Origin of the sequence: Planococcus ruber (genome assembly GCF_022819085.1) — a bacterium.
Taxonomy (GTDB): domain Bacteria; phylum Bacillota; class Bacilli; order Bacillales_A; family Planococcaceae; genus Planococcus; species Planococcus ruber.
The window spans coordinates 300,157-321,503 of record NZ_JALHAG010000011.1 but is presented as its reverse complement, the minus strand read 5'-3'; the positions used below and the strand labels follow the sequence as shown (position 1 = coordinate 321,503).

Annotated in this window: 23 protein-coding genes and 1 riboswitch; of the genes, 14 read left to right on the top strand and 9 right to left on the bottom strand. The window is 47.7% G+C overall.

The window, feature by feature from the left end:
* Positions 1 to 2: 2 nt before the first annotated feature.
* The 3 genes from MTR82_RS14360 to MTR82_RS14350 all read right to left on the bottom strand — a co-directional run bounded on the left by MTR82_RS14360 (position 3) and on the right by MTR82_RS14350 (position 2,682).
* Positions 3 to 977 carry a 5-oxoprolinase subunit C family protein gene (locus tag MTR82_RS14360; RefSeq protein WP_279577090.1) on the bottom strand — a complete coding sequence of 325 codons (975 nt, stop codon included), beginning with the start codon at positions 975 to 977 and terminating at the stop codon, positions 3 to 5.
* Positions 961 to 1,659, bottom strand: a complete 699-nt coding sequence (pxpB, locus tag MTR82_RS14355) for a 5-oxoprolinase subunit PxpB (RefSeq protein ID WP_246809585.1) — start codon at positions 1,657 to 1,659, stop codon at positions 961 to 963. Before pxpB ends, MTR82_RS14360 begins: the two co-directional genes overlap by 17 nt.
* Before the next feature lie 177 nt (positions 1,660 to 1,836).
* On the bottom strand, positions 1,837 to 2,682 hold the full coding sequence (locus MTR82_RS14350; protein ID WP_246809584.1) for a transporter substrate-binding domain-containing protein: 846 nt from the start codon (positions 2,680 to 2,682) through the stop codon (positions 1,837 to 1,839).
* 160 nt (positions 2,683 to 2,842) lie between these two features.
* Here MTR82_RS14350 and MTR82_RS14345 point away from each other — a divergent pair, with 160 nt between their 5' ends.
* Genes MTR82_RS14345 through MTR82_RS14335 form a run of 3 tightly spaced genes read left to right on the top strand, consistent with a single transcriptional unit; the run spans position 2,843 to position 5,996 of the window.
* Positions 2,843 to 3,463 (top strand): TetR/AcrR family transcriptional regulator, encoded by a 621-nt coding sequence (locus MTR82_RS14345; protein WP_246809583.1) that lies wholly within the window; start codon positions 2,843 to 2,845, stop codon positions 3,461 to 3,463.
* A 12-nt stretch (positions 3,464 to 3,475) separates the two neighbouring features.
* A complete protein-coding gene (locus MTR82_RS14340; protein ID WP_246809582.1) occupies positions 3,476 to 4,399 on the top strand; it encodes an ABC transporter ATP-binding protein in 924 nt (307 codons plus the stop codon).
* Positions 4,392 to 5,996, top strand: a complete 1,605-nt coding sequence (locus tag MTR82_RS14335) for an ABC transporter permease (RefSeq protein WP_246809581.1) — start codon at positions 4,392 to 4,394, stop codon at positions 5,994 to 5,996. Before MTR82_RS14340 ends, MTR82_RS14335 begins: the two co-directional genes overlap by 8 nt.
* Before the next feature lie 165 nt (positions 5,997 to 6,161).
* Here MTR82_RS14335 and MTR82_RS14330 read toward each other — a convergent pair whose 3' ends face one another.
* Positions 6,162 to 6,851, bottom strand: coding sequence for an LrgB family protein (locus MTR82_RS14330; protein ID WP_246809580.1), 690 nt, complete (start codon positions 6,849 to 6,851; stop codon positions 6,162 to 6,164).
* 2 nt (positions 6,852 to 6,853) lie between these two features.
* The gene (locus MTR82_RS14325; RefSeq protein ID WP_246809579.1) at positions 6,854 to 7,225 is read right to left on the bottom strand and encodes a CidA/LrgA family protein; all 372 of its coding nucleotides are present in this window, start codon (positions 7,223 to 7,225) and stop codon (positions 6,854 to 6,856) included.
* Between the two features lie 220 nt (positions 7,226 to 7,445).
* Here MTR82_RS14325 and MTR82_RS14320 point away from each other — a divergent pair, with 220 nt between their 5' ends.
* From MTR82_RS14320 to brnQ, 4 genes are all read left to right on the top strand, one after another.
* Positions 7,446 to 8,060, top strand: coding sequence for a LysE family translocator (locus MTR82_RS14320; protein WP_246809659.1), 615 nt, complete (start codon positions 7,446 to 7,448; stop codon positions 8,058 to 8,060).
* 57 nt (positions 8,061 to 8,117) lie between these two features.
* A complete protein-coding gene (locus tag MTR82_RS14315; RefSeq protein WP_246809578.1) occupies positions 8,118 to 8,816 on the top strand; it encodes an AIM24 family protein in 699 nt (232 codons plus the stop codon).
* Positions 8,817 to 8,900: 84 nt separating this feature from the next.
* Positions 8,901 to 9,818 (top strand): DUF2971 domain-containing protein, encoded by a 918-nt coding sequence (locus MTR82_RS14310; RefSeq protein WP_246809577.1) that lies wholly within the window; start codon positions 8,901 to 8,903, stop codon positions 9,816 to 9,818.
* A 275-nt stretch (positions 9,819 to 10,093) separates the two neighbouring features.
* Positions 10,094 to 11,473 carry a branched-chain amino acid transport system II carrier protein gene (gene brnQ / locus MTR82_RS14305; protein WP_052653747.1) on the top strand — a complete coding sequence of 460 codons (1,380 nt, stop codon included), beginning with the start codon at positions 10,094 to 10,096 and terminating at the stop codon, positions 11,471 to 11,473.
* 54 nt (positions 11,474 to 11,527) lie between these two features.
* On the opposite strand, the gene MTR82_RS14300 is transcribed toward brnQ, so the two are convergent.
* Together MTR82_RS14300 and MTR82_RS14295 are read right to left on the bottom strand one after the other, a co-directional pair.
* The gene (locus tag MTR82_RS14300) at positions 11,528 to 12,178 is read right to left on the bottom strand and encodes a GntR family transcriptional regulator (protein WP_246809576.1); all 651 of its coding nucleotides are present in this window, start codon (positions 12,176 to 12,178) and stop codon (positions 11,528 to 11,530) included.
* Positions 12,179 to 12,374: 196 nt separating this feature from the next.
* Complete coding sequence (locus MTR82_RS14295) at positions 12,375 to 12,578, bottom strand: hypothetical protein (protein WP_246809575.1); 204 nt, start codon at positions 12,576 to 12,578, stop codon at positions 12,375 to 12,377.
* 135 nt (positions 12,579 to 12,713) lie between these two features.
* On the opposite strand from MTR82_RS14295, the gene MTR82_RS14290 reads away from it, so the two are divergent.
* The 7 genes from MTR82_RS14290 (at position 12,714) to MTR82_RS14260 (ending at position 19,992) form a co-directional block, all read left to right on the top strand.
* Positions 12,714 to 13,907: a class I SAM-dependent rRNA methyltransferase gene (locus MTR82_RS14290; protein ID WP_246809574.1), complete on the top strand. Its 1,194-nt coding sequence runs from the start codon at positions 12,714 to 12,716 to the stop codon at positions 13,905 to 13,907.
* Between the two features lie 123 nt (positions 13,908 to 14,030).
* On the top strand, positions 14,031 to 14,348 hold the full coding sequence (locus MTR82_RS14285; RefSeq protein ID WP_246809573.1) for a DUF3817 domain-containing protein: 318 nt from the start codon (positions 14,031 to 14,033) through the stop codon (positions 14,346 to 14,348).
* A gap of 165 nt (positions 14,349 to 14,513) precedes the next feature.
* A complete protein-coding gene (locus MTR82_RS14280; protein ID WP_246809572.1) occupies positions 14,514 to 15,725 on the top strand; it encodes an MFS transporter in 1,212 nt (403 codons plus the stop codon).
* 24 nt (positions 15,726 to 15,749) lie between these two features.
* Complete coding sequence (locus tag MTR82_RS14275) at positions 15,750 to 16,310, top strand: GNAT family N-acetyltransferase (RefSeq protein ID WP_052653734.1); 561 nt, start codon at positions 15,750 to 15,752, stop codon at positions 16,308 to 16,310.
* Positions 16,311 to 16,334: 24 nt separating this feature from the next.
* Complete coding sequence (locus MTR82_RS14270) at positions 16,335 to 18,095, top strand: ABC transporter ATP-binding protein (RefSeq protein WP_425024025.1); 1,761 nt, start codon at positions 16,335 to 16,337, stop codon at positions 18,093 to 18,095.
* Between the two features lie 47 nt (positions 18,096 to 18,142).
* Entirely contained in the window at positions 18,143 to 18,907 is a 765-nt protein-coding gene (locus MTR82_RS14265) for a MerR family transcriptional regulator (protein WP_246809571.1), read from the top strand.
* 254 nt (positions 18,908 to 19,161) lie between these two features.
* Positions 19,162 to 19,992 (top strand): endonuclease/exonuclease/phosphatase family protein, encoded by an 831-nt coding sequence (locus MTR82_RS14260; RefSeq protein WP_246809570.1) that lies wholly within the window; start codon positions 19,162 to 19,164, stop codon positions 19,990 to 19,992.
* Between the two features lie 39 nt (positions 19,993 to 20,031).
* On the opposite strand, the gene MTR82_RS14255 is transcribed toward MTR82_RS14260, so the two are convergent.
* Positions 20,032 to 20,667 (bottom strand): queuosine precursor transporter, encoded by a 636-nt coding sequence (locus MTR82_RS14255; RefSeq protein ID WP_246809569.1) that lies wholly within the window; start codon positions 20,665 to 20,667, stop codon positions 20,032 to 20,034.
* Positions 20,668 to 20,680: 13 nt separating this feature from the next.
* Positions 20,681 to 21,175, bottom strand: coding sequence for a preQ(1) synthase (gene queF, locus MTR82_RS14250; protein WP_246809568.1), 495 nt, complete (start codon positions 21,173 to 21,175; stop codon positions 20,681 to 20,683).
* Positions 21,176 to 21,270: 95 nt separating this feature from the next.
* Positions 21,271 to 21,318, bottom strand: a riboswitch (PreQ1 riboswitch).
* Between the last annotated feature and the right edge of the window lie 29 nt (positions 21,319 to 21,347).

Sequence of the window (21,347 nt, the reverse complement as noted above, 5' to 3'; positions counted from 1 at the left end):
GTTCATTCCTCCATTTTTAGTCGGATGCCAACTTTCAATTGGCGGATCTGCTGTTCCTGTTCAATAAAAAGAGTTTGTGCTTCTTCAAGCGTAATTTCTTTGAAGCGGATCCGGTCACCGGGCTTAAGCTGCGTAGCAAGCGGCAAGTCGACGGAAGCAATTTGGCCAATTTTGGGGTAGCCGCCTGTCGTCTGCCGGTCTGCAAGCAAGATAATCGGGTTGCCATCGGCGGGTACTTGAATGGATCCGAAAGCGACAGCCTCCGAAATCAATTCCTTTGGTTCGGTTAGCGACAATTGCGGGCCCTCTAAGCGATAGCCCATCCGGTCAGAGTCGGTTGATACGGAAAAAGCTTCAGTAAAAAGCCGCTGTTGGCTTGTGCTGTTGAATAAGTCGAATTGGCGGCCACGCATCAACCGGACTATAGGTTCAGCGGAATAGCGGGGAGCAGGGATTTGCCAGTCCACTTCTTGATCGGATGCTTTCCTCAGTGCCTCTATTGCTTCGTCCGCTATCCTTCCGATCGGCAGTTCATCGCCGGCATCTAGCGCGCGCCCGTGGAATCCGCCGATGCCTGCCCGCAAATACGTCGATTTGCTGTTCATGATCGGCGCAACGGAAATTCCGCCAGCGATGGCTATGTATGCGCGGCAGCCCGTGCGAGGAGCGCCGAATTTCAGGACGCTTCCTTTATTCACTGAAAGGGTGCGCCATCGTTTTACGGATACGCCATCGATTGTAGGCGAAAGGTCGGCTCCGCATATCGCAATGAAAGCAGGCTCTTGAAATTCAATGGCAGGGCCCGCCAAAGCGATTTCGAGCGTGGCTTCTTGTTCCGCATTGCCGACAAGGAGATTCGCCGTCCGGTGGGCAAAAGGATCCATCGCACCGCTCGCGATAACGCCGTATTTCTGAAAACCGGTACGGCCAAGGTCTTGGACGGTCGTTTGAAGTCCGCCTTTAATGATCTTCAGCATGGCCGTCCTCCTTCCAAGAAGCGTATTCGCTTTTGGTGATCTGTGTAAAAACGATTTTATCGCCAGCGCGCAATAAACTTGGAATTTCCTCTTCCGGACGGAAAAGGCGCAGCGGTGTGCGACCGATCAATTGCCAGCCGCCTGGAGTTTCGATGGGATAGACGCCCGTTTGCATCCCGGCAATGCCGACGGTGCGCTCCGGAATCCGAAGCCGTGGGGAATCCCGCCTTGGTGCCGCGATTTTTTCCGACATGCCGCCGATAAAAGGGAAGCCTGGTGCAAAGCCGATCATGTAAACGGAATACTCGCCGCCTGTATGGATGTCGATGACCTGCTGTGGAGTCAGTCCGTTATGCTCTGCAACAAATTCCAAGTCGGGGCCGAACTCGCCTCCGTAGCACACCGGGATCTCAATGGTTCTTGCAGCTGCCGTCAATTCTACCGAAGTTTGGCGGAGCAACTCTTCCAGTTCCTGCTTAACCGTTCCATACAATGCCTTTGCGGGATCATAGAAAACAGCGACGGTTGTAAAAGCTGGAATGGTTTCGATCAGCCAAGGAGGAGGAGAAGCTTCAAGCAAAGCCGAAATGGTGCGTACATCTTTTTGTGCCGTATCTTTAATCTCGCTTCCGACTTCGACGACAATGGCTTGGTCGCCCAGTGGGGAAAAAGAAAAACCCATATCGCCACCCCTTCTTCTGATTATTTTAATTATTTAGTTTAGTATAAGACTTAACTGGAGAACGGGAAAGGATCGTACGGTAATTGAATGAAGATTTATTGGAAGAAGCGGAAATGGCATAAAAAAGGACAGGGAAATAAAAAAAGAGGAGCCGCTGCGCGCGGCTCCTCTTAGCTTTTATTCTTCAATTTCCACTTTTTGTGTAACGTCTGCTCCGTTGAAGAATTCAGCGGAAATTTCAGCGATGGTGCCGTCTTCCAGCATTTCTTCTATCGCAGTATTAATGTTTTCAGCCAATTCCGCATTGTCTTTGTTCATTACCACGCCGACTTCGGAAGGGCTGTATTTCAAGTTTGGATGAATCGTGATGTCCAGTTCCGGGAATGCAGCGAGTGCCAAAGTCTGCAGGTAGTAATCGTTCAAAATGACATCCGTGCGCCCGATGGCTACGTCGCGAAGGTAGACTTCGTTCGTAGCATTGTCATAGACGACTTCTTCAGCGCCATATTCACGGGCAGTATCCATGTAGACGGAAGTGGAAGCGCCAGCTGCTTTCTTGCCTTTTAAATCTTCCAAAGTTTCGATCCCCGACAAATCGTCTTTACGGACGATGGCTGTTCCGTAGGAATACTTGAATGGCGTCGAGAACGCAAACTTCTCTTCGCGGTCTTCCGTAATCTCAATGTCGTTAGAAGCAAGATCGACTTGCCCGGTCTGGACGGAAGTCAGCATCTCGTCGAAGCCAAGTTCGGTGAATTCAATTTCCAGATCCAAACGCTCACCCAGCTCCCGGACCACTTCCACTTCAAAGCCTGTCAGTTTATCCGTGCCTTCTTCGCGGTAAGACGTCGGGAATAAGGTGCCGGAAGTTGCCACAGTCAACACGCCTTCTTCCTGGATTTCATCCCACGCTGTCGCCTCTTCAGTCGCTGGTTCTTCCTCGCTGCTGCAAGCGCCCAATAATGACAAGGAAAGCGTTCCTACTATCAATGCCAACCCTTTGTTTGTAAATAACCCCTTCATTTCACTCTTCCTTTCTTTTATAAATACTCTATTCAAAACATATCATTTAATTGCGCAAATCAAACCTGTTTCAAAATTCTTTTTATTCTATTGACCACTGTGGTCAAAAGGTGTATTCTGGAGTCGACCAAGGTGGTCCAAAGAGGGCGGGGAAAGAAATATGGAGAAATTCAAAAGTTTAGATGTGTTGAAACAACAAGCCATTCTAGAAGCGGCATTGGAAGAGTTTGCAGAACATGGATACGACATGGCTTCTACAAACCGTATTGTGAAAAAAGCTGGAATTGGAAAAGGCATGCTGTTTTATTATTTCAATAGCAAAAAAGAATTGTTCCACCATTTAGTGAGCTATAGTTTTGACCTGGTTGTAAAAGAATATTTCAATCTGGTCGATTTATCGGAAAAGGATTTTATCGAACGGTTTAAACAGGCCTCAAAAGTAAAGTTGAAAGCACAGACGGAAAACCGGCATGTATTCAATTTTATCGGGATGGTGATGCTTGAAAAAGGGCTGGAGCTGCCGGAAGACCTACAAAAACAATTTAAGGAATTGCAGCGCCAGGGCTATGCGCTGGTCTATGAAGGCATTGATACTTCACTGTTTAAGCAAGACGTGGATGTCGAGAAAACTTTCAATTTGATCCGCTGGGCTATTGAAGGCTATCAAAATGAACTGCTCCGAAAGCTGGAAGGGCAGAAAATGGCTGCGATCGATTTTGATCCGTATTGGCAGGAGTTTTATGAATACCTGGACATTCTAAAACGAAGCTTTTATAAGTAAGGGGTGAAAGTGATGAGCGTATTGAAAACCAGTGGGCTGACGAAAAAATTCGGTGATTTAATAGCGCTTGATGGCGTAGATATTGAAGTGGGCGAAGGCGAAGTATACGGCTTTATCGGTCCGAACGGTGCCGGCAAATCAACGGCGATCCGGGTTCTGCTAGGAATTTTGAAACCAAGTGCCGGTAAAGCGGAAATCTTTGGGATGGATGCCTGGAATGAGTCGGTGGACATCCACAAAAGAGTGGCTTATGTACCCGGAGACGTGAATTTGTGGCCGAATTTAACAGGCGGCGAAGTGATTGATCTGTTCATGAAGTTGAATGGAAACGGTGATAAGGGCAGAAAAGACGAGTTGATCCGCCGGTTCGATTTGGATCCGACCAAAAAATGCCGGACCTATTCGAAAGGGAACCGGCAGAAAGTCGCGCTGGTGGCCGCTTTTTCGTCAAACGCCGACTTGTATATCCTGGATGAACCGACTTCCGGCTTGGATCCGTTGATGGAGCGCATCTTCCAGGAATGTGTCATGGAAGCGAAAGTGCAAGGAAAAAGTATTTTATTGTCGAGCCACATTTTATCGGAAGTCGAAAAATTATGCGATAAAGTGGCGATCATCCGGCAAGGAAAAATTATCGAAACCGGCAGCTTGCAGGATCTCCGGCATTTGACGGGTACGGTCATGCTTGTGGAAACGAAACGGCCGATGCCTTTCTTGCACGAAGTCAAAGGAGTTCGAGGCATCAAGGAACAAGGGGATGCCCTTTCTTTCCAAGTAGATGCGGAGGAATTGGACCGTGTGATCCGCTATGTCAGTGAATACGGCATCGTCCGGATGGAAAGTGCTCCGCCGACGTTGGAAGAATTGTTCATGCGCCATTACGAAGAAAGCGGCAAGGTCGACCGACAAGGGGAGGAGGCGGTACACCGTGGCTAATCACCTTTTTGAGGGAACCGGTGAACTGATTCGGTTAGTCGTGCGGCGCGACCGCATCCGGATTGCCGCCTGGCTCTTCGGCTTTGCGCTGATGACGCTCGCAACAGCCGCCGCTTTTACCGATTTGTATCAAAATGCGGCAGAGCGGCAAGCGCTCGCGGAAACGATGAAGAACCCGGCGATGACCGCGATGGTAGGACCAGGCTATGGCCTAGCGAACTACACGAACGGAGCCATGATGGCGCATCAAATGCTCTTGATGACGGCCGTCGTTGTCGGATTGATGAGTGTGCTGCTTGTGACGCGGAATACCCGTGCAGAGGAAGAAGACGGGCGAACAGAAATGATCCGTTCGCTTCCAGTCGGCCGGTTGTCCGGATTGCAGTCGACTTTATGGGTCATGCTGGCAGTGAATCTCCTGCTTGCTTTGATTGTGAGCATCGGTTTGTATGCGCTTGGAATCGAAGGAATGGATTTGGAAGGCTCCCTTTTATATGGCGCCGCTTTAGGATCCAGCGGTTTGATTTTTTCGGCTATTACAGCCGTATTCGCCCAGCTGTCGCAAAGTTCGCGGGGAGCGCTTGGGTGGTCGGTAACGGTGCTGGTGCTTGCCTATCTCATCCGGGGAATTGGAGATGTCGGCAATGAAGCCGTGTCCTGGTTCTCGCCGCTCGGCTGGGTGGTCCGGTCGGAAGTTTACGTCAATAACTACTGGTGGCCGGTTTTATTGACCATTGGTGTGGCTTTGGCGATTGCAGGCTTTGCCCTTTACTTGAATTCGATCCGTGATCTCGGTTCAGGGTTCTTGCCGTCGCGGGCCGGGCGCAGCAAAGCATCCCCGGCATTATTGAGTCCGTTCGGTTTGGCGTTCCGTTTGCAGCGCACCGGCATCATTGCCTGGGCGATCGGGATGTTCGTGCTCGGCGCTTCCTACGGCTCGGTGCTTGGAGACTTAGAAGCCTTTTTCGCCGATGTGGATTTGATGCAGGAGCTGCTGGTCGTTCAGGAAGGCTTTACTCTAGTGGAACAATTTCTGCCGATTTTGATGTCTGTGCTCGCGATTATCGGTGCCATTCCGTCTCTCCTGGCCTTTTTGAAATTAAAGAGTGAAGAAAAAAATGGCCGTATCGAACATCTCCTGGGAAGAGCGGTATCGAGAACCCGTTTGACGGGAAGTTATTTGGTGCTCGCTTTTCTTATCAGCATTGTGATGACTTCCATGGCGGGTCTCGGAATGGGGATCGTCGGCAATTCGTTGATGGACGAGACACTGCCACTTTCCACTTTCTATTATGCAGCCATCGTCTATTTGCCTGCTATTTGGGCGATGCTTGGCCTGTCGGCATTATTACTGGGGTGGTTCAAATCGTTGACCGGTTTTGTCTGGCTCTATTTGGCGTTTTCGTTTGTGGTGGTTTATATGGGCAGCCTGTTTCAATTTCCGGAATGGGTCGTCCAAGTCTCGCCGTTCGGCCATATTCCGCAGTGGCCGATTGAAGAGATGGACATCGGAGCGGCCGCTGTTTTGGCCGGGATTGCGATTTTATTGGCGATTGCGGGTGTAGTCGGCTATAACAAAAGAGATATCGGCTTGTAAACCAACAGACGGAAAATGAATGATTTCATTTTCCGTCTGTTTTTGCGTTGAATCTTTGTGAACGCACGCATTTTTGTTTGAGCGCGCGCAAATCTTTTTGAACGCGCGCATTTCAAAACGAACGCGCGCAAATACAAATTCACCAAAACAAAAAGCTGTTCTTCGTTAAAAGAACAGCCAAACAATAGCGGGGCCGAGAAACGAGCCAATCACTGCGCTTAATGTCATTGCAACAGAGCTCATGGAAGCTTCGTCTGGTCCATATTCAAATGCTTTGGATGTGCCAAGGCCGTGCGCTGAGGAGCCGAGGCCGATGCCGCGCCCGATTGGCGAATCGATGCGCAGCACTTTCAACAGCCAAGGACCGGCTAAGATGCCGGTGAATCCGGCCACCATAACGAACACGGCTGCAAGCGAAGGAATGCCGCCAAAGCCTTCAGCCAACTGCATGGCGACAGGAGTCGTGATGGATTTTGGCAAGATGGTCAGCACCACTTCTTCGGAAAAATGAAAAGCCCGGGCAAGCAGCATGCCGCTGAACATGCCGACGACTGTACCGCCTGAAACGCCGATGACAATCGGCAGTAGACTTTGTAACAGCAAATCGCGCTGCTTGTATAGCGGAACCGCCAAAGCGACAACCGCGGGCCCAAGCAGTGAGCCGATCCATTGGCCGCCGAGCATGTAGCGGTCATAAGGGATGTCGAAAACAAGCAAAATGGCGATTAATGCCACCGTCGTCGTTAACACCGGCGTCAGAACCGTCCACCGGTATTTGACGTACAAACTGTTTAACACGAGGTAAAGAATAATGGTCAAACCCGCAAACAGCATAGACAAAAGAAAAATAGCCATCGTCACTCCACCTCTCTTTCGCGAGGGGACTGTACGGTCCGCTGGCTAAGATAGCCGGAGACGGCCATGGTCAAAAGCGTACTGAATACGCCAATCGCAATGAGCCAAATGCCTTTTCCTGTAAAGACATCTCCGTAGTTCATGACGCCGACCGTGGCGGGAATGAAATACAGAGACAAGAACATGAGCAGGAACTGGGCCCCTGATTCAATCCAGCGAAGCGGATAAATTTTCAAAGCCAAAGCGGCGAACAACAGCAAGAAGCCGATAACGCTGCCAGGCAGCGGCAAATTTAAAAATTCGCTCATCCATTCGCCGGCCAGATAAAACCCGTACAAGACGAGAAATTGAATAAAAATAACAAGAAATTTCATAAGCGATCGCGCCTTCCAATTAAATTGCGAAATGGAGCGGTTAAGCTTCATAGTAAATAATTCTACATCATTTCGAATGAAAAGCGAGAAGCTGCGCCTTAAGAAAGAAATTTCAGCCACTTTGAGGCGCGGCGATGTTTAGTTTTGGCGGCAAGGGTTAAAGGGGAACAAAATGCCAAGAGAGCGATGGAGGTTCGATGATGGCTAAAGATTTGCTGGAATTATAGTTCTCGGATTCTCACTTTCGATTCCGGTCGGGGCAATTACGATTGAAATCGTGAAAAGAGGGATGCGTGGAGGGTTTCTATCTGCCTGGTTTGTAGGGGTTGGCGGAATGGCAGCAGATATTCTGCTGATGCTTTTGATTTATTTTGGCATAGCTGCTTTTTTGACGACGGCTGCTGCACAAACCATCATGTGGGGCATCGGCTTTATCGTCCTGGTCTATTTAGGGGCCGACAGCATTCGTGCAGCATACCAGCCGCTCCGCTTGGATCAAGGAAAGAAACAGCAGAAGGATTCGTATCTGTCCTGTTTTTTCTCCGATTTCGCCATTGCGATTTCAAATCCCTTAAACATTCTCTTCTGGGTGGGCATATACGGATCCGTTTTGTCCTCAACGCTTCAAAATCACAGTGGAGGAGCCGTTCTTTTCTACAGCAGCGCCATTTTCGTCGGCATCGCAATCTGGGATTTGATCATTGCGTCTTCAGTCCGTTTCGGCAAGGAATTTGTTGGCCGAAGGTCCATGAAAATCTTTTCTATCGCTGCCGGAATCGTCCTCATCGGATTCGGTCTGTCTTTCGGTTGGCAAGCTCTTCAGAACATAATTTGAAACTTAAAAGCCGCCAATCCGTAAATGGAGACAAGTGAATTGAAGGGGGAAATGATGATGGAGAACTACACGATTGAGGAATTTATTCGCAAGACCCAGCAAGATGAACAGGAAAATGATTATTTTGAGCTGGAGACAGAGCGGATTTTGGAAGTGAATTTGACCGATACGGTATGGGCCAAAGCCGGCTCCATGATTTCCTATACCGGCCAGATCAAATTCGAGCGGGAGCGCATGCTGGAGCATGGCGTCAGCAAGATGTTCAAAAAGGCATTGACCGGCGAAGGCACTTCGTTGATGAAAGCGACGGGGCAAGGCCGCCTCTACCTTGCAGATCAAGGAAAGAAAGTAACCATTTTCGAATTAAACAACGAATCCATCACTGTCAACGGCAATGACCTTTTGGCTTTTGAACCGAGCATCGATTGGGAGATCAAGCTCATGAGAAAAGTCGCAGGCATGATGGCTGGCGGATTATTTAACGTCCAGTTAAGCGGGAAAGGTCGGGTGGCAATTACTTCCCATTACGAACCGTTGACGCTTCTTGTCCGTCCGGGTGAGCCGGTCATTACGGATCCGAATGCCACTGTCGCCTGGTCAGGGAATTTGACGCCTGAATTTCGGACGGATGTCAGCTTCCGCACTCTTATCGGCCGGGGAAGCGGAGAATCGATTCAAATGGAATTTAAAGGAGAGGGCTTTGTGATCGTTCAGCCGTTCGAAGAAGTTTACAGTGCCGGACCTACAAGTTCATGATTTCAGTTAATCTGCATAATGCCGTTTCAAGCAAGTGGAATCGGGAATAGTGGGACCATCAAGTTCATGGAAAGGGGCGGTGTCATGGCCGCACAGCTGAAATTGGAGGATGAACTGGAATGGCAATTCCAGAACGAACTCGACAAGCAGTTCCGGAAAACTTATGAATCGGGTCAGACTCTCTACCATTACACGAGTCTCCAAAGTTTGATTGGCATGATGGAAACCGATAATTTGTGGATGAGCAAAGGAAACTTTCTTAATGATTCAAGTGAATTGATTTATTTCGCGAATGTCTTGAAAACGGTCATCGGCAAAATGCAGAGGCAAAAGGAAACCGAATTGTGGAAGTTGTTTGTGGATGAATTGGAAGCGGCGATGGGACATTTCTTGGAGCAAATCGAGGAAAGCGGATTTGAAGTCTATATTTTTTCCATGTCCCATACGCAGGACTCTTTAGCTCTTTGGTACAACTACGCAAAAGGCGAAGGCTATAATCTGGGATTTTATGCAGAGAATCTTTTGGGGAAATTGACGGGCTTGCAGGAAGGGCGCCGGGCAATTCATGGGTTTGTGGAGTATGACCGCAAGGAACAGGAATTGCTGTTGATGAATTTTCTGATAGGGACTTTCAAAGTGGCGAAGAACCACGATATCCAGAAAGTTAAGGCGGCTCTGTCGGAGCATTTTTTTACGATCATTTCTAGCTGCGCGATTTTTTTCAAAGATCCTGCTTTTAAAAGTGAGGAAGAATACCGAATCGCTTTGATGGATAAAAGCGGTGAATTGCAGCCGGCCGTGCGTTTCAGAGCACAAAATGGCGTCATTATTCCATACATTGCCCTGGATTTTAACGGCCAGCTCCCCCTCAGCCACATAACCATTGGGCCTAAGAATAATATTGATATTGCCAAAAGAGGCATGGAGCATTATTTGAAAAGCAAAGGATATGACATCGAACAACTCACAATCAGCAAATCGGTAGCGGCCCTTCGCTACTGAAAGTTAGCGAAACGGCTTCGCAATTGGCGTGGCCGTTTTTATTTTGACCCGATATTATTTCAAGAAAATAGTCTTTAATACCTGAAAATATTAAATTGACAGATTTTTTAAAAAATCTTCATAAAATTCCTTGCATTTTGGCTTAAATATTGTATTATTGTTTTAAGCGATATATTGCATACGGTATTTGGAGTCACGAAGTATTATTTTGAAATCATTAAATGTTGAAATACAGCCTTTTAGGCCGGCGTTTCAGTCATCAAGGAGGAAAAAGGATGGACCGTAAATTATCATTTGGCCAATATTCAATCGTAGGTATGATGTTGTTTGCTTTATTTTTTGGAGCAGGAAATCTAATCTTTCCAGCACAGCTTGGCCAATATGCAGGATCAGAAGTATGGATTGCCATTGCAGGGTTCTTGATTACAGGAGTGGGTCTGCCGCTTCTTGGGATTTTGGCAATCGGTTATTCGAAAAGCAGCGACTTGCAGGATCTTTCAAGCCGCGTACATCCTGTTTTCGGGCTCGTTTTCACGGCATTATTGTATCTGACCATCGGACCGTTCTTCGCTTTGCCGAGAACCGGGGCCGTTTCGTATGAAGTAGGGATTGCACCATTTATCGGAGAAGGCAATATGGCAATCGGCTTGATCGTCTTTTCGGTCATCTTTTTCGGCATTTCGCTTTGGCTTTCATTGAATCCATCGAAAATGGTCGATAACATCGGGAAATATTTATCTCCAGGAATCTTGATCACATTGGCGGCTCTTTTGATCATGTCTATCGTGCGTCCGATGGGGTCTCCTGAAGCGCCGCAAGAAGCGTATGCAAGCGGAGCGTTTTTAAAAGGATTTACAGAAGGCTATAATACGATGGACGCTTTGGCATCCTTGGTGTTCGGAATTATTGTTATTGCCACTGTACGCAAACTTGGCGTGAATTCGCCAAAAGGCATTTTAAAAGCAACTCTGAAAAGTGGTGCAGTCGCTTCCGCTCTTCTAGCTATCGTCTATACGGGAATTGCCTATTTAGGTGCAACGAGCACCAATACTTTAGGCCTTATGGATACAGGCGGCCCTGTACTAAGCGGTGCTTCTGCCCATTACTTCGGAACCTTCGGTGCATCCTTGCTAGCCGTTATCATTACGCTGGCGTGTTTAACAACCGCTATCGGCTTGACAGTAGCCAATGCGGAATACTTCCATAAATTGACGCCGAAAATCAGCTATAAAACGTACGTCGTTATTTTCTCCGTCTTCTCATTGGTCGTTACGAATGCGGGACTAGCAAACATCATTACGTATTCGATTCCCGTATTGATGTTCTTATATCCGCTTGCGATTGTTTTGATCATCTTGGCATTCTTGTCGCCTCTGTTCAAACACGACCGCCTTGTCTATGTTTCAGCAATTACGGTCACGTTCTTCATCGCGATTATTGATGGCTTAAAGACTTTGACAAGTTCACTTGAAGTGGCGAATCCGGGGTGGCTGCAAGCCATCATCGATTTCTATGCTTCATCGCTGCCGCTCTATGCGGATGGGCTGGGTTGGCTATTGCCGGCACTCATCGTCATTGCCATTACCGGGATCATTGCCCGCAGCAAAAAAAGCGTCAATGTTCGAGGAGTTCAGAGCGAAGCTTACAACAAATAAAAAGAAAAAAGCTGCTTCAGAAGCATAATCGCTTCTGAAGCAGCTTTTTTTATATCAATGGGTCAATTCGTCGGTGGTACGGATCCAATTCGACTTCATGAGTTGAGCCGCTTTTTCGCCGTCTTTGGCTTTCAATGCTTCAATGATCTGCACATGCTCATCATGAGAATGCATCGTCAATACGAGGGAATGATGAAAAAACTGGCGTCTTACATGTGCTTGCAGGCGATTTATAATGGTTGTGATGTACGTGTTATTCGCTACATCAACCATGTATTGGTGAAACTCTTCGTCAATTCGAAGCGACAAAGAATGGTCGCCGGATTTAATCGCTTCTGCGAAGCGGCGGTTTGTATCTTCCAATAGCTCAATCAGCTCATCGTCCAAATTCGGGATGGCGAGTTCAGCTGCTAAGGCCTGCAATGCGGCAAGCGGCGGCAATAATTCTTTAATGTCTTCTTTGTCGACTTTTGTCACGCGCGTCGCTTTTCCTGGGAACATTTCAACGAAGCCTTGTGCTTCTAAAAGTTGAAGGGCTTCCCTTATCGGTGTTCGGCTTAAATTTAAGGCAGTTGCAAGTTCAGTATCGGTCAATTTTTCTTCAGGCTGCAAAGTACCATCGATGATCCACTGCTGCAGTTGAAGATATGCGCTTTCTTTCGCAGTGACCCGAACAGGTTTTGCGTGGTTTACTGGAATCGGCATAACGTACTCTCCCTTTCTGATGCATGAATTAAGTATAATTATACACCAGTTTGTGGAAAATAGATATATGCATTATGCAATATATTACTTCATCGCCGACGTTGCTTTGAAAAACTTGTTGTTATCAGTGAGAAAAATTGGACTCGACCGAACAGAGGAAAAGCGCGATGCCCGATAGCATGGCGCTTTTCGGCTTTTAAAATTCTTCCACCCGTATCAACTCGGCTTTGACAATGTGATACATATTCAGGGCAACGGGTTTTCCCTGTTCAGTCTCTACTTGGATAAAACTGACGGCCACTCCTGGGAAATTGTCTTCCAACGCCCCTTCCATGCGGATATTTCTCAGCCACTCACCGGTGGTCAAGAGAATATCGTAGGTGTAAAATACTTTCTTCATGCAAATTCCTCCTTCAGGAAAAATGGATGAATCAGAATCTCTCGAAGCGTTTCGAATGCGAAGGTATGAATGCGCCAGGCTTTGTATTACACTTATTATAAAACAAATGGGCTTTGACAGATAGGATGAGAAACGATGAAACAGGAAATGACGGTAAAAGTGAATGATAAATTCAAGGCAGCCTATGCGGCAGGCTATCCGTTGATCGAAAAAGAGGCTTTAATGGATACGCAAATGCTGAAAGAAGAAGGGGCGCTTCTTCGATTGACAGATGCGCAAGGGCGCTTTTTGGCACGAGGCTATTACGGCAAGCAAAACAAAGGGCTTGGCTGGATATGGACGCGCAATGAAGAGGAAAGCATCGACCAGGCTTTCATGGAACGCAAGTTGGCTAAATCCATTAACAGGCGGCAGCCTTATTTCGATGATCCTGCAACGACAGCTTTTCGCGTCGTAAACGGGGAAGGCGACGGGTTCGGAGGATTGACCATCGATTATTACGCTGGCTATTACTTATTGAGCTGGTACAGTGAAGGCATCTATACGTTTAAAGCTGACATCATTGCAGCGCTGCAAAATGTCGTGGAGTTCAAAGGGATCTATGAGAAGAAAAGGTTCGATACGAAAGGCCAGTACATTGAAGATGATGATTTTGTAGCCGGAGAGCGCGGCGAGTTTCCGTTGATTGTTAAAGAAAATGGCATGAATTACGCCATTTACTTAAATGATGGAGCGATGACCGGCATTTTCTTGGATCAGCGCGATGTGCGCCGGACGATCCGGGACACATACGCCAAAGGGAAAACCGTTTTGAATACGTTCTCTTACACGGGGGCTTTTTCGGTAGCGGCAGCACTGGGCGGAGCGGCAAAGACCACGAGCGTAGATTTGGCAAAACGCAGCTCGAGTAAAACCATCGAGCAGTTCAGTGTGAATGGAATTGACTACGAACAGCAAGACATCCTGGTCATGGACGTTTTCAATTATTTTAAATATGCCAAGCGCAAAGAATTGAAATTTGATATGGTCATTTTGGATCCGCCGAGTTTTGCCCGATCAAAAAAGTATACGTTCAGTACGTCAAAAGACTATACAAACTTAATGCGTGAAGCCATAGCCATCACAGAAAAAAATGGAATCATTGTCGCTTCGACCAATAGCGCTTCATTTGGAATGAAAAAATTCAAAGGCTTTATCGATAAGGCCTTTAAAGAAGAAGGAAAGAAATACAGCATTGTGGAAGAATTCACGCTGCCTGCAGATTTCCGCGTCCAAAAAGAGTTCAAAGAAGGCGACTACCTAAAAGTATTGTTCATTAAATTGAAATGAGCCTGAAACGATGGCGGAATTATGAAGAGATGCACGATACATTTTAAAAACTAAGCGGCTCGCCCTTGTGCATAGAAGCGCTCTCTCCCTATAATGAAAAGCAGAGAACCAAGGAGGAGAACGATGAAAAATTCTTTGAAAAACTTTCGGGTCATGGGCTTGATCGAGGGAAGCTCGTTATTGATCCTTCTATTTATTGCGATGCCATTGAAATATTTTGTTGATTTGCCGGAAGCGGTCAGCTTTGTCGGGCCGATCCACGGTGCGCTGTTTACGTTATATATTCTCTTTATCGCTTATATGACGTTCATTGCCAGATGGCCGTTCCGTTTTTCAATCGGTGCATTCGCTGCTGCTTTTATTCCATTCGGCAACATTGTGTTGGACAAGCGGCTTGAAAAGTGGAAGCAAAATCATCCAACAGAAAATAGTTTAGCGTAATCGACCGGCTGCGGAGCCAATTCCGCAGCCGGATTTTTTTGCGCCGGAATCTGTCGGATGGTTCGGAACTAGACTATAATAGAGGCACAAAGAAGACTTTGTTTTCGAATTCTTCTGACTCGCCAGATTCGATGGGGAGGCACATACATAATTGGAGGCGGGTTGATGGCAAAATCAATAAGTTCGTCCATGGCTGGAAATCCGGTTTATCCGGTCATGTTTGCAATTGGCGCCTGCCATTTGCTGAATGATTCATTGCAGGCGGTGATTCCTGCCATGTTTCCGATACTTGAGAAGGATTTGGGGCTGACGTTCACGCAATTGGGCTTGATCGCCTTTGCGCTAAATATCGTGGCGTCGCTGCTGCAGCCGGTGATTGGCTTTATAAGCGACAAGAAGCCGATGCCGTTTGCGCTGCCATTCGGCATGGCCAGTTCGTTTCTCGGGATGGCAGGGCTCGCTTTTGCGCCGGAATATTGGATGATTCTTCTGTCAGTCGTATTTCTGGGCTTCGGTTCTGCCGTATTCCATCCCGAAGGTTCACGGGTCTCGTATATGGCGGCAGGCACAAAGCGCGGATTGTCCCAATCGATCTTCCAGGTCGGCGGCAATTCAGGGCAGGCGCTTGCACCGTTGATCAGTGCATTTATCTTGGTGCCGCTCGGGCAAAGAGGGGCAGCGCTGTTTTTATTTGTTGCTGCACTCGGGATTTTCATCTTATCGAAAATTTCGGTCTGGTATAAAGAAGAGTTGGCGCAGCAAAAGCTGCAAAAAGGGAAGAAAGTACGCTTGTCGTCACTGCCGGCACTGACGAAAAAACAAGTGGGTGCGGCTTTGGCGCTTTTGCTTATCATTATTTTTGCGCGCTCGTTCTACGTCACGAACATGACGAGCTTTTACATCTTTCATTTGATGGAAGCGTACGGATTGACCATTCAAACAGGGCAGCTCTATATCTTCCTGTTCTTGGCGGTCGGTGCTGCCGGAACGTTTTTCGGCGGGCCGCTCGCAGACCGGATCGGCAGAAAAAATGTCATTGTGCTGTCGCTTTTGGTGCCGATTCCACTGGCGATGGCCCTTCCATATGTTCCGCTATTCGCGGTGCTGATCCTGCTCGCGTTGATTGGATTTTTCATCATGCTGAGCTTTTCCGTGACCGTCGTTTATGCGCAGGAGCTGGTTCCAAGCAAAATCGGGACGATGTCCGGGCTGACGGTCGGATTAGCGTTTGGAATGGGGGCTATCGGCGGCGTGGTCATTGGAATCTTGATGGATTCCATCGGCGTATACGAAACGATGGTCGTGGTGTCGTTCTTGCCGATCATCGGCTTGGTCGGGCTCGGTTTGCCGCGCGACCGGAAAATTACTGCTAGTTAATTAATCGAAAAGGGTGATGGAAAAATGGCTGTAGCAATTCCGGAAATTCCAATGAAAATCGAAACAGAGCGTTTAGTGCTGCGGATGCCAAAACCGGGAGACGGGGCTGTCATCAATTCGGCGATCCGCGCGTCCATTAATGAGCTGAAGCCTTGGCTGCCGTTTGCGCAAACAACGCCGACGGTCGAAGAAACAGAAATCAACACTTTGGAAGCGCATCTGTTGTTTTTGAAAAAAGAAAATCTCCGCTACGTAATTTTCAGCAAAGAGACCGGTGAATTTATTGGAAGCACCGGTTTTCATAGCATCGAATGGGACATTCCAAAAATGGAGATCGGCTACTGGATCAACACAGAGGCGAGCGGATTCGGCTATATGTCTGAAGCCATTTCAGCATTGACGGATCTGGCGCTGAACGGCTTTGGCTGCAAACGGCTGGAAATCAGGTGCGACGCAGAAAATTACAAGAGCCGGGCCATTCCTGAAAAGCTGGGCTTCGTCTTGGAAGGCGTTTTGCATAACGATGAATTGTCAGTGGATGGCAAAAACCTGACCGACACGTGCATTTATGCGAAATTCAGCTGAGTGGATGAACGAGGAGTCTATTCAATGGAAACGGAGCTTTTATCTATGAAGAAACAGCAAGAAACGAACGGCCTCAAACCCTTTATTTCGTTGATCCTTTCGTTGAAGATCCCAAAATGGGCGCTTGCTTTTGGGCTTGCGGCAAGCGTCGTGACGACGATCGTAGGTCTTGCAGTGCCATTATTGACGCGGGACCTGGTCGACGGCTTTTCGGTGGAAACCATCAGTCCCTGGCTTGTCGGGGCACTCGTTGCCGCGTTCATTCTGCAAGCTGTCATTAATGGAGTATCCCTTTATTTATTGAGCATGGTCGGGCAGAAAATCGTTGCCGAACTCCGTGAACGGATGTGGGTGCATTTGATCCGGCTGCGCGTCCCTTACTTCGACCAGCAGGCCAGCGGCGAAACGGTGAGCCGGGTAGTCAATGATACGGGAATTGTCCGGAATTTGATCACCGATCATTTTCCGCAGTTTATTACAGGCATCATTTCCATCATCGGGGCGGTCATCATTTTGCTGCTGCTCGATTGGAAAATGACGCTGATTATGCTCGTTTCCGTGCCGTTGACGATTGCGATCATGATTCCGCTTGGGCGCCGGATGGCGAAAATTTCGAGAAGTTTGCAGGATGAAACCGCAACTTTCACGGGCCATGTCCAGCAAACGTTGAGTGAGATCCGTTTGATGAAATCTTCGACCGCTGAAATGATCGAAGAAAAAAGGGGCCTATCCGGTATCCGCAAATTGTTTCAAATCGGGCTGAAAGAGGCAAGAATCTATGCCTTGATTGCGCCGCTCATGTATACGGTTGTGATGGCCGTGATTGTGATGATCATCGGATACGGCGGGATCCGTGTTGCTGAAGGGACAATGTCGACAGGCTCTCTCGTAGCGTTCCTTCTGTATTTGTTCCAAATTATTATGCCGATGACCGGATTTGCTTTATTTTTCACAGAACTTCAAAAAGCAAAAGGAGCGACGGAGCGGATTATTGAGATATTGAATCTGCCGCTTGAAGAAGGGCAGGAAGGGCTAGAAATCGATATCGCGAATAAAACCTTGCGGGTTTCGAACGTCAGCTTTTCCTATGAAAAAGGCGAGCCTGTATTAAAAAATCTTTCCTTTGAAGCGAAGCCGGGCGAAATGATTGCGTTTGCCGGTCCGAGCGGCGGAGGCAAAACGACGGTTTTCGGGTTGATTGAACGCTTTTATGAACCGGAAGCCGGAACCATCACGATAGGTGAGACCTCAATCAACGAATTGTCTATGCTGGCTTGGCGCAGCCAAATCGGCTATGTTTCCCAGGAAAGTGCGATGATGGGCGGAACCATCCGAGAGAATTTGGTGTATGGACTCCCGGATGCTGGGGCTATTTCAGACGAGGTATTATGGAACGTTACAGAAATGGCCTACGCCAAAGAATTCATTCAAGAATTTCCAGAAGGGCTGGATACGCAAGTCGGAGAGCGTGGGGTGAAATTATCGGGCGGCCAGCGCCAGCGAATCGCCATTGCGCGGGCATTCTTAAGGGATCCGAAGGTCTTGATGATGGACGAGGCGACCGCGAGCCTGGATAGCCAATCGGAAGGCATTGTCCAGCAGGCACTCAGCCGATTAATGGAAGGGCGCACGACTTTGGTCATCGCCCATCGCCTGTCGACCATTGTCGATGCCGATCAGATTGTCTTCATTGAAAAAGGCGAAGTGACCGGCATCGGCACCCACGAAGAACTCAGCCGGATGCACGGACTGTACCGGGAATTTGCGGAGCAGCAATTGGCTTGACCTTCACGCTGCGTCAAGGTGTAGAGTGGATTTGAGGAGGTGAGCGGATGGAATATACAGTCCAGAAGTTGGGCAGGCTGGCAGGCGTCAGCACGCGGACATTGCGGTACTACGATGAAATCGGGCTCCTTGAACCGGCAAGGAAGAATTCATCAGGCTACCGGATTTACGGACAAGCCGAAGTGGATAAGCTGCAGCAAATCCTCTTTTACCGGGAGCTTGGCGTCGATCTGGAGAAGATCAAGCACATTGTCAACGACCCGTCGTTTGACGGCCCGCTGGCTTTAAAAGAACATCGGCAGCAGCTCCTTGAAAAACGCAGGCAATTGGATCTTTTGATCACGAATGTGGAAAAGACCATTTCTGCAGCGGAAGGGACGGTCAAAATGAAAGACACCGAAAAGTTCAAAGGCTTTAAACAGCAACTGATTGAAGACAATGAAAAGCAGTACGGGGAAGAAATACGCGGGAAGTACGGCGATGCCACAGTCGACCAATCGAATGCGAAAATGCTGAACATGAGCGAAGCAAAGTACGCGGAGTTCAAGCGCTTGGAGCAGGAAGTGTTCGATACCTTGGCGTCGGCTGTTGAAACAGGTGACCCCGCGGGCGTTCTTGCACAAAAAGCAGCGGAGCTTCATAGGGAATGGCTGTCTTATACATGGCCGACGTATAGCAAAGAAGCCCATGCCGGACTTGCGCAAATGTATGTAGACGATGAGCGCTTTGCAGCTTATTATGACAAAGCCCGCCCGGGGGCAGCTGGATTTTTGCGCGACGCGATTTACGTTTACACGGGAATGAAGGAATAAAGAGCGGTATCAGTGCTTGTTGAAAAACAGGCGCTGGCCGCTTTTTTTTTGGCTTAATGCAGAAAAATCCGAAAACTCAAATTTTGTGAGACCAACTGTTTTTTTATTTTCTACTATTTTGCTCAAAATGCTTTACAAACTTTTAACAATAATTCACATTTTATTTACAGTATTTGCGTCAAAAATTTGTTAAACTGGACCCAACTTAGTCACTTAGCCAAGGCCATGCGTTACTATTCAGGAGGAGAGTTTTCATGGAAGAAAATAGGACGGTGTCCACTATTCCACTTAAGGTTATGTCATTCAATATCGCTCATGGGATGGGAATGGACAATCGAGTGGATCTGGAGAGAATCGCCTATATCATTGAACAGTCAGAGACAGAAGTGATCGGCTTGCAGGAACTTGACCGTTATTTTGATGAACGCAGTTCGTTTATTGATCAGGTAGAATGGCTGAGCAAACGGCTCGGCATGTATGCAGCTTTTGGGGCGAATCTCGATTTTGAACCCCTTGAAGCGGAAAGGCCTCGAAGACAATACGGAAACGCTGTGTTCAGCAAATATCCCATCAAGTATGTAGAAAATCATTTATTGACTGAAGTGGAGTCGCCGTTTGCGCCAAGTGAACAACGCGGCATCTTGGAAGCGGTGATTGAAGTGGACGGCACCTACCTAAGCTTTTATAACACGCATTTATCCTTGAAAGAAGAACAGCTCCAACTAAATGTGGATGAAATTTTATCCATTATGGACAAAAGCCAATTTCCTAAAGTGTTGACCGGAGATTTTAATGCGAATCCGGAACAACCGCAACTCAACCGATTCAGAAATGCATTGAATGATGTGTTCGCGGATGTGGAAGAAGGAAAATCTTTCACTTATCCGGCTCCTCATCAAGACGGAAGTGACGGCGTGATGTTAAAGCCGATCACCCGCATTGACTATATTTGGACAGATTCAGCAATGCCGCCAAAACAAGCGTCGGTTATTGAAACTTCAGCTTCCGACCATTTGCCGATTGTAGCAGAGCTTGTGCTCTCTCACGCAGGCAAAAAAGAAGCAGCTGCAAGTATGGGAAATTGATAAACCAAAAGCCGGAAGCAATTTATGCTTCCGGCTTTTTTATGCCTTTGAATAAATATGATCGGCGGTTACCCGCTCGCGCCGGCAAATCTTCACCAGCAGGTAGACAAGCGGAGTGTCGAGCGCTGCAGCGCACCACTTGAAGGCGTATTGCGTGAGAATCATCGCAATCAACGCAGACAACGGCATCGTGCCGTAAAAAGCGATGGCGATGAAAATTGTTGTATCCACCAATTGGCTGACCATGGTGGAAGCATTATTGCGCAGCCATAATTTGGAGTCGCCATGGCGGTCTTTTAATTTGTGGAAGATGGTCACGTCTAAATTTTGGCTGATGAAATAAGAGACAAGGCTAGCTAACGTCACCCGGAAGCCCGCTGAAAAGATGGTTTCAAAAGATGCCTGGTCTCCGAAAAACGGAGCAGAAGGCAGCTGGATGGCAAAATAGATAAAAGCCAACGCACATAATTGCGTGATGAAACCGGCAAACACCGTTTTTCGCGCAGCTTCTTTTCCATACACTTCCGCAATGGTATCGGTGATCGGAAAAGTGAATACATAGACAATGACGGCAGCAGGGAGAACGAGCCACTCGCCGATGCTGAAAAGTTTTACCGCTAAAATGTTTGAGAGAATCAATAGGCCGACAAAAGCGCCATTCAAGTAAAGCAGCATTTAAACGGCCTCCTTAGCGGTTGGTAATCGTTTCCGGATACATGTCGTGGTTCATCATCCGGTACGATGCCATTTCTTCGTATTTTGTTCCTGGCTTGCCGTAATTCGTATAAGGGTCGATGGAAAGGCCTCCGCGCGGCGTGAATTTCCCCCATACTTCAATGTAGCGGGGCTCCATTAACTTGATCAAATCGTTCATGATGATGTTGACCACATCTTCATGGAAATCGCCGTGGTTGCGGAAGCTGAATAAATACAGCTTCAGGGATTTGCTTTCCACCAATTTTTTATCGGGGATAAAGCTGATGTACATTGTCGCAAAATCGGGCTGTCCCGTCTGCGGGCAAAGCGAAGTGAATTCCGGGCAATTGAATTTCACGAAATAATCCCGTGTGTGGAGATTGTCGATCGGTTCCAAAATATCGGGATCGTATTCGAATTTGTATTTGGTGTTCTGATTGCCGAGCAACGATAAGTGATCCAGTGTGTCTTCGTTTCTTCCTGCCATGAAAATAGGCCTCCTTCAAGTATCCGGCTTGAGAGAGGCCTATAAAAAACGGAAAAAGAAAAGCCGAATCGCATGTGGATTCGGCTGAGTTTCGTCAATCCATAGTTTTTTATAGAGGGTGAAATGCTATGAACCTCTCCCGTTGCCGGGTTATAAAATTCGTCTAACTCAT

Bases quoted from the DNA above. Each gene is read 5' to 3' on its own strand.
- MTR82_RS14360 (WP_279577090.1), bottom strand. From the start codon at position 977: ATGCTGAAGATCATTAAAGGCGGACTTCAAACGACCGTCCAAGACCTT.
- pxpB (WP_246809585.1), bottom strand. From the start codon at position 1,659: ATGGGTTTTTCTTTTTCCCCACTGGGCGACCAAGCCATTGTCGTCGAA.
- MTR82_RS14350 (WP_246809584.1), bottom strand. From the start codon at position 2,682: ATGAAGGGGTTATTTACAAACAAAGGGTTGGCATTGATAGTAGGAACG.
- MTR82_RS14345 (WP_246809583.1), top strand. From the start codon at position 2,843: ATGGAGAAATTCAAAAGTTTAGATGTGTTGAAACAACAAGCCATTCTA.
- MTR82_RS14340 (WP_246809582.1), top strand. From the start codon at position 3,476: ATGAGCGTATTGAAAACCAGTGGGCTGACGAAAAAATTCGGTGATTTA.
- MTR82_RS14330 (WP_246809580.1), bottom strand. From the start codon at position 6,851: ATGGCTATTTTTCTTTTGTCTATGCTGTTTGCGGGTTTGACCATTATT.
- MTR82_RS14325 (WP_246809579.1), bottom strand. From the start codon at position 7,225: ATGAAATTTCTTGTTATTTTTATTCAATTTCTCGTCTTGTACGGGTTT.
- MTR82_RS14315 (WP_246809578.1), top strand. From the start codon at position 8,118: ATGGAGAACTACACGATTGAGGAATTTATTCGCAAGACCCAGCAAGAT.
- MTR82_RS14310 (WP_246809577.1), top strand. From the start codon at position 8,901: ATGGCCGCACAGCTGAAATTGGAGGATGAACTGGAATGGCAATTCCAG.
- brnQ (WP_052653747.1), top strand. From the start codon at position 10,094: ATGGACCGTAAATTATCATTTGGCCAATATTCAATCGTAGGTATGATG.
- MTR82_RS14300 (WP_246809576.1), bottom strand. From the start codon at position 12,178: ATGCCGATTCCAGTAAACCACGCAAAACCTGTTCGGGTCACTGCGAAA.
- MTR82_RS14295 (WP_246809575.1), bottom strand. From the start codon at position 12,578: ATGAAGAAAGTATTTTACACCTACGATATTCTCTTGACCACCGGTGAG.
- MTR82_RS14290 (WP_246809574.1), top strand. From the start codon at position 12,714: ATGAAACAGGAAATGACGGTAAAAGTGAATGATAAATTCAAGGCAGCC.
- MTR82_RS14285 (WP_246809573.1), top strand. From the start codon at position 14,031: ATGAAAAATTCTTTGAAAAACTTTCGGGTCATGGGCTTGATCGAGGGA.
- MTR82_RS14280 (WP_246809572.1), top strand. From the start codon at position 14,514: ATGGCAAAATCAATAAGTTCGTCCATGGCTGGAAATCCGGTTTATCCG.
- MTR82_RS14275 (WP_052653734.1), top strand. From the start codon at position 15,750: ATGGCTGTAGCAATTCCGGAAATTCCAATGAAAATCGAAACAGAGCGT.
- MTR82_RS14270 (WP_425024025.1), top strand. From the start codon at position 16,335: ATGGAAACGGAGCTTTTATCTATGAAGAAACAGCAAGAAACGAACGGC.
- MTR82_RS14265 (WP_246809571.1), top strand. From the start codon at position 18,143: ATGGAATATACAGTCCAGAAGTTGGGCAGGCTGGCAGGCGTCAGCACG.
- MTR82_RS14260 (WP_246809570.1), top strand. From the start codon at position 19,162: ATGGAAGAAAATAGGACGGTGTCCACTATTCCACTTAAGGTTATGTCA.
- MTR82_RS14255 (WP_246809569.1), bottom strand. From the start codon at position 20,667: ATGCTGCTTTACTTGAATGGCGCTTTTGTCGGCCTATTGATTCTCTCA.
- queF (WP_246809568.1), bottom strand. From the start codon at position 21,175: ATGGCAGGAAGAAACGAAGACACACTGGATCACTTATCGTTGCTCGGC.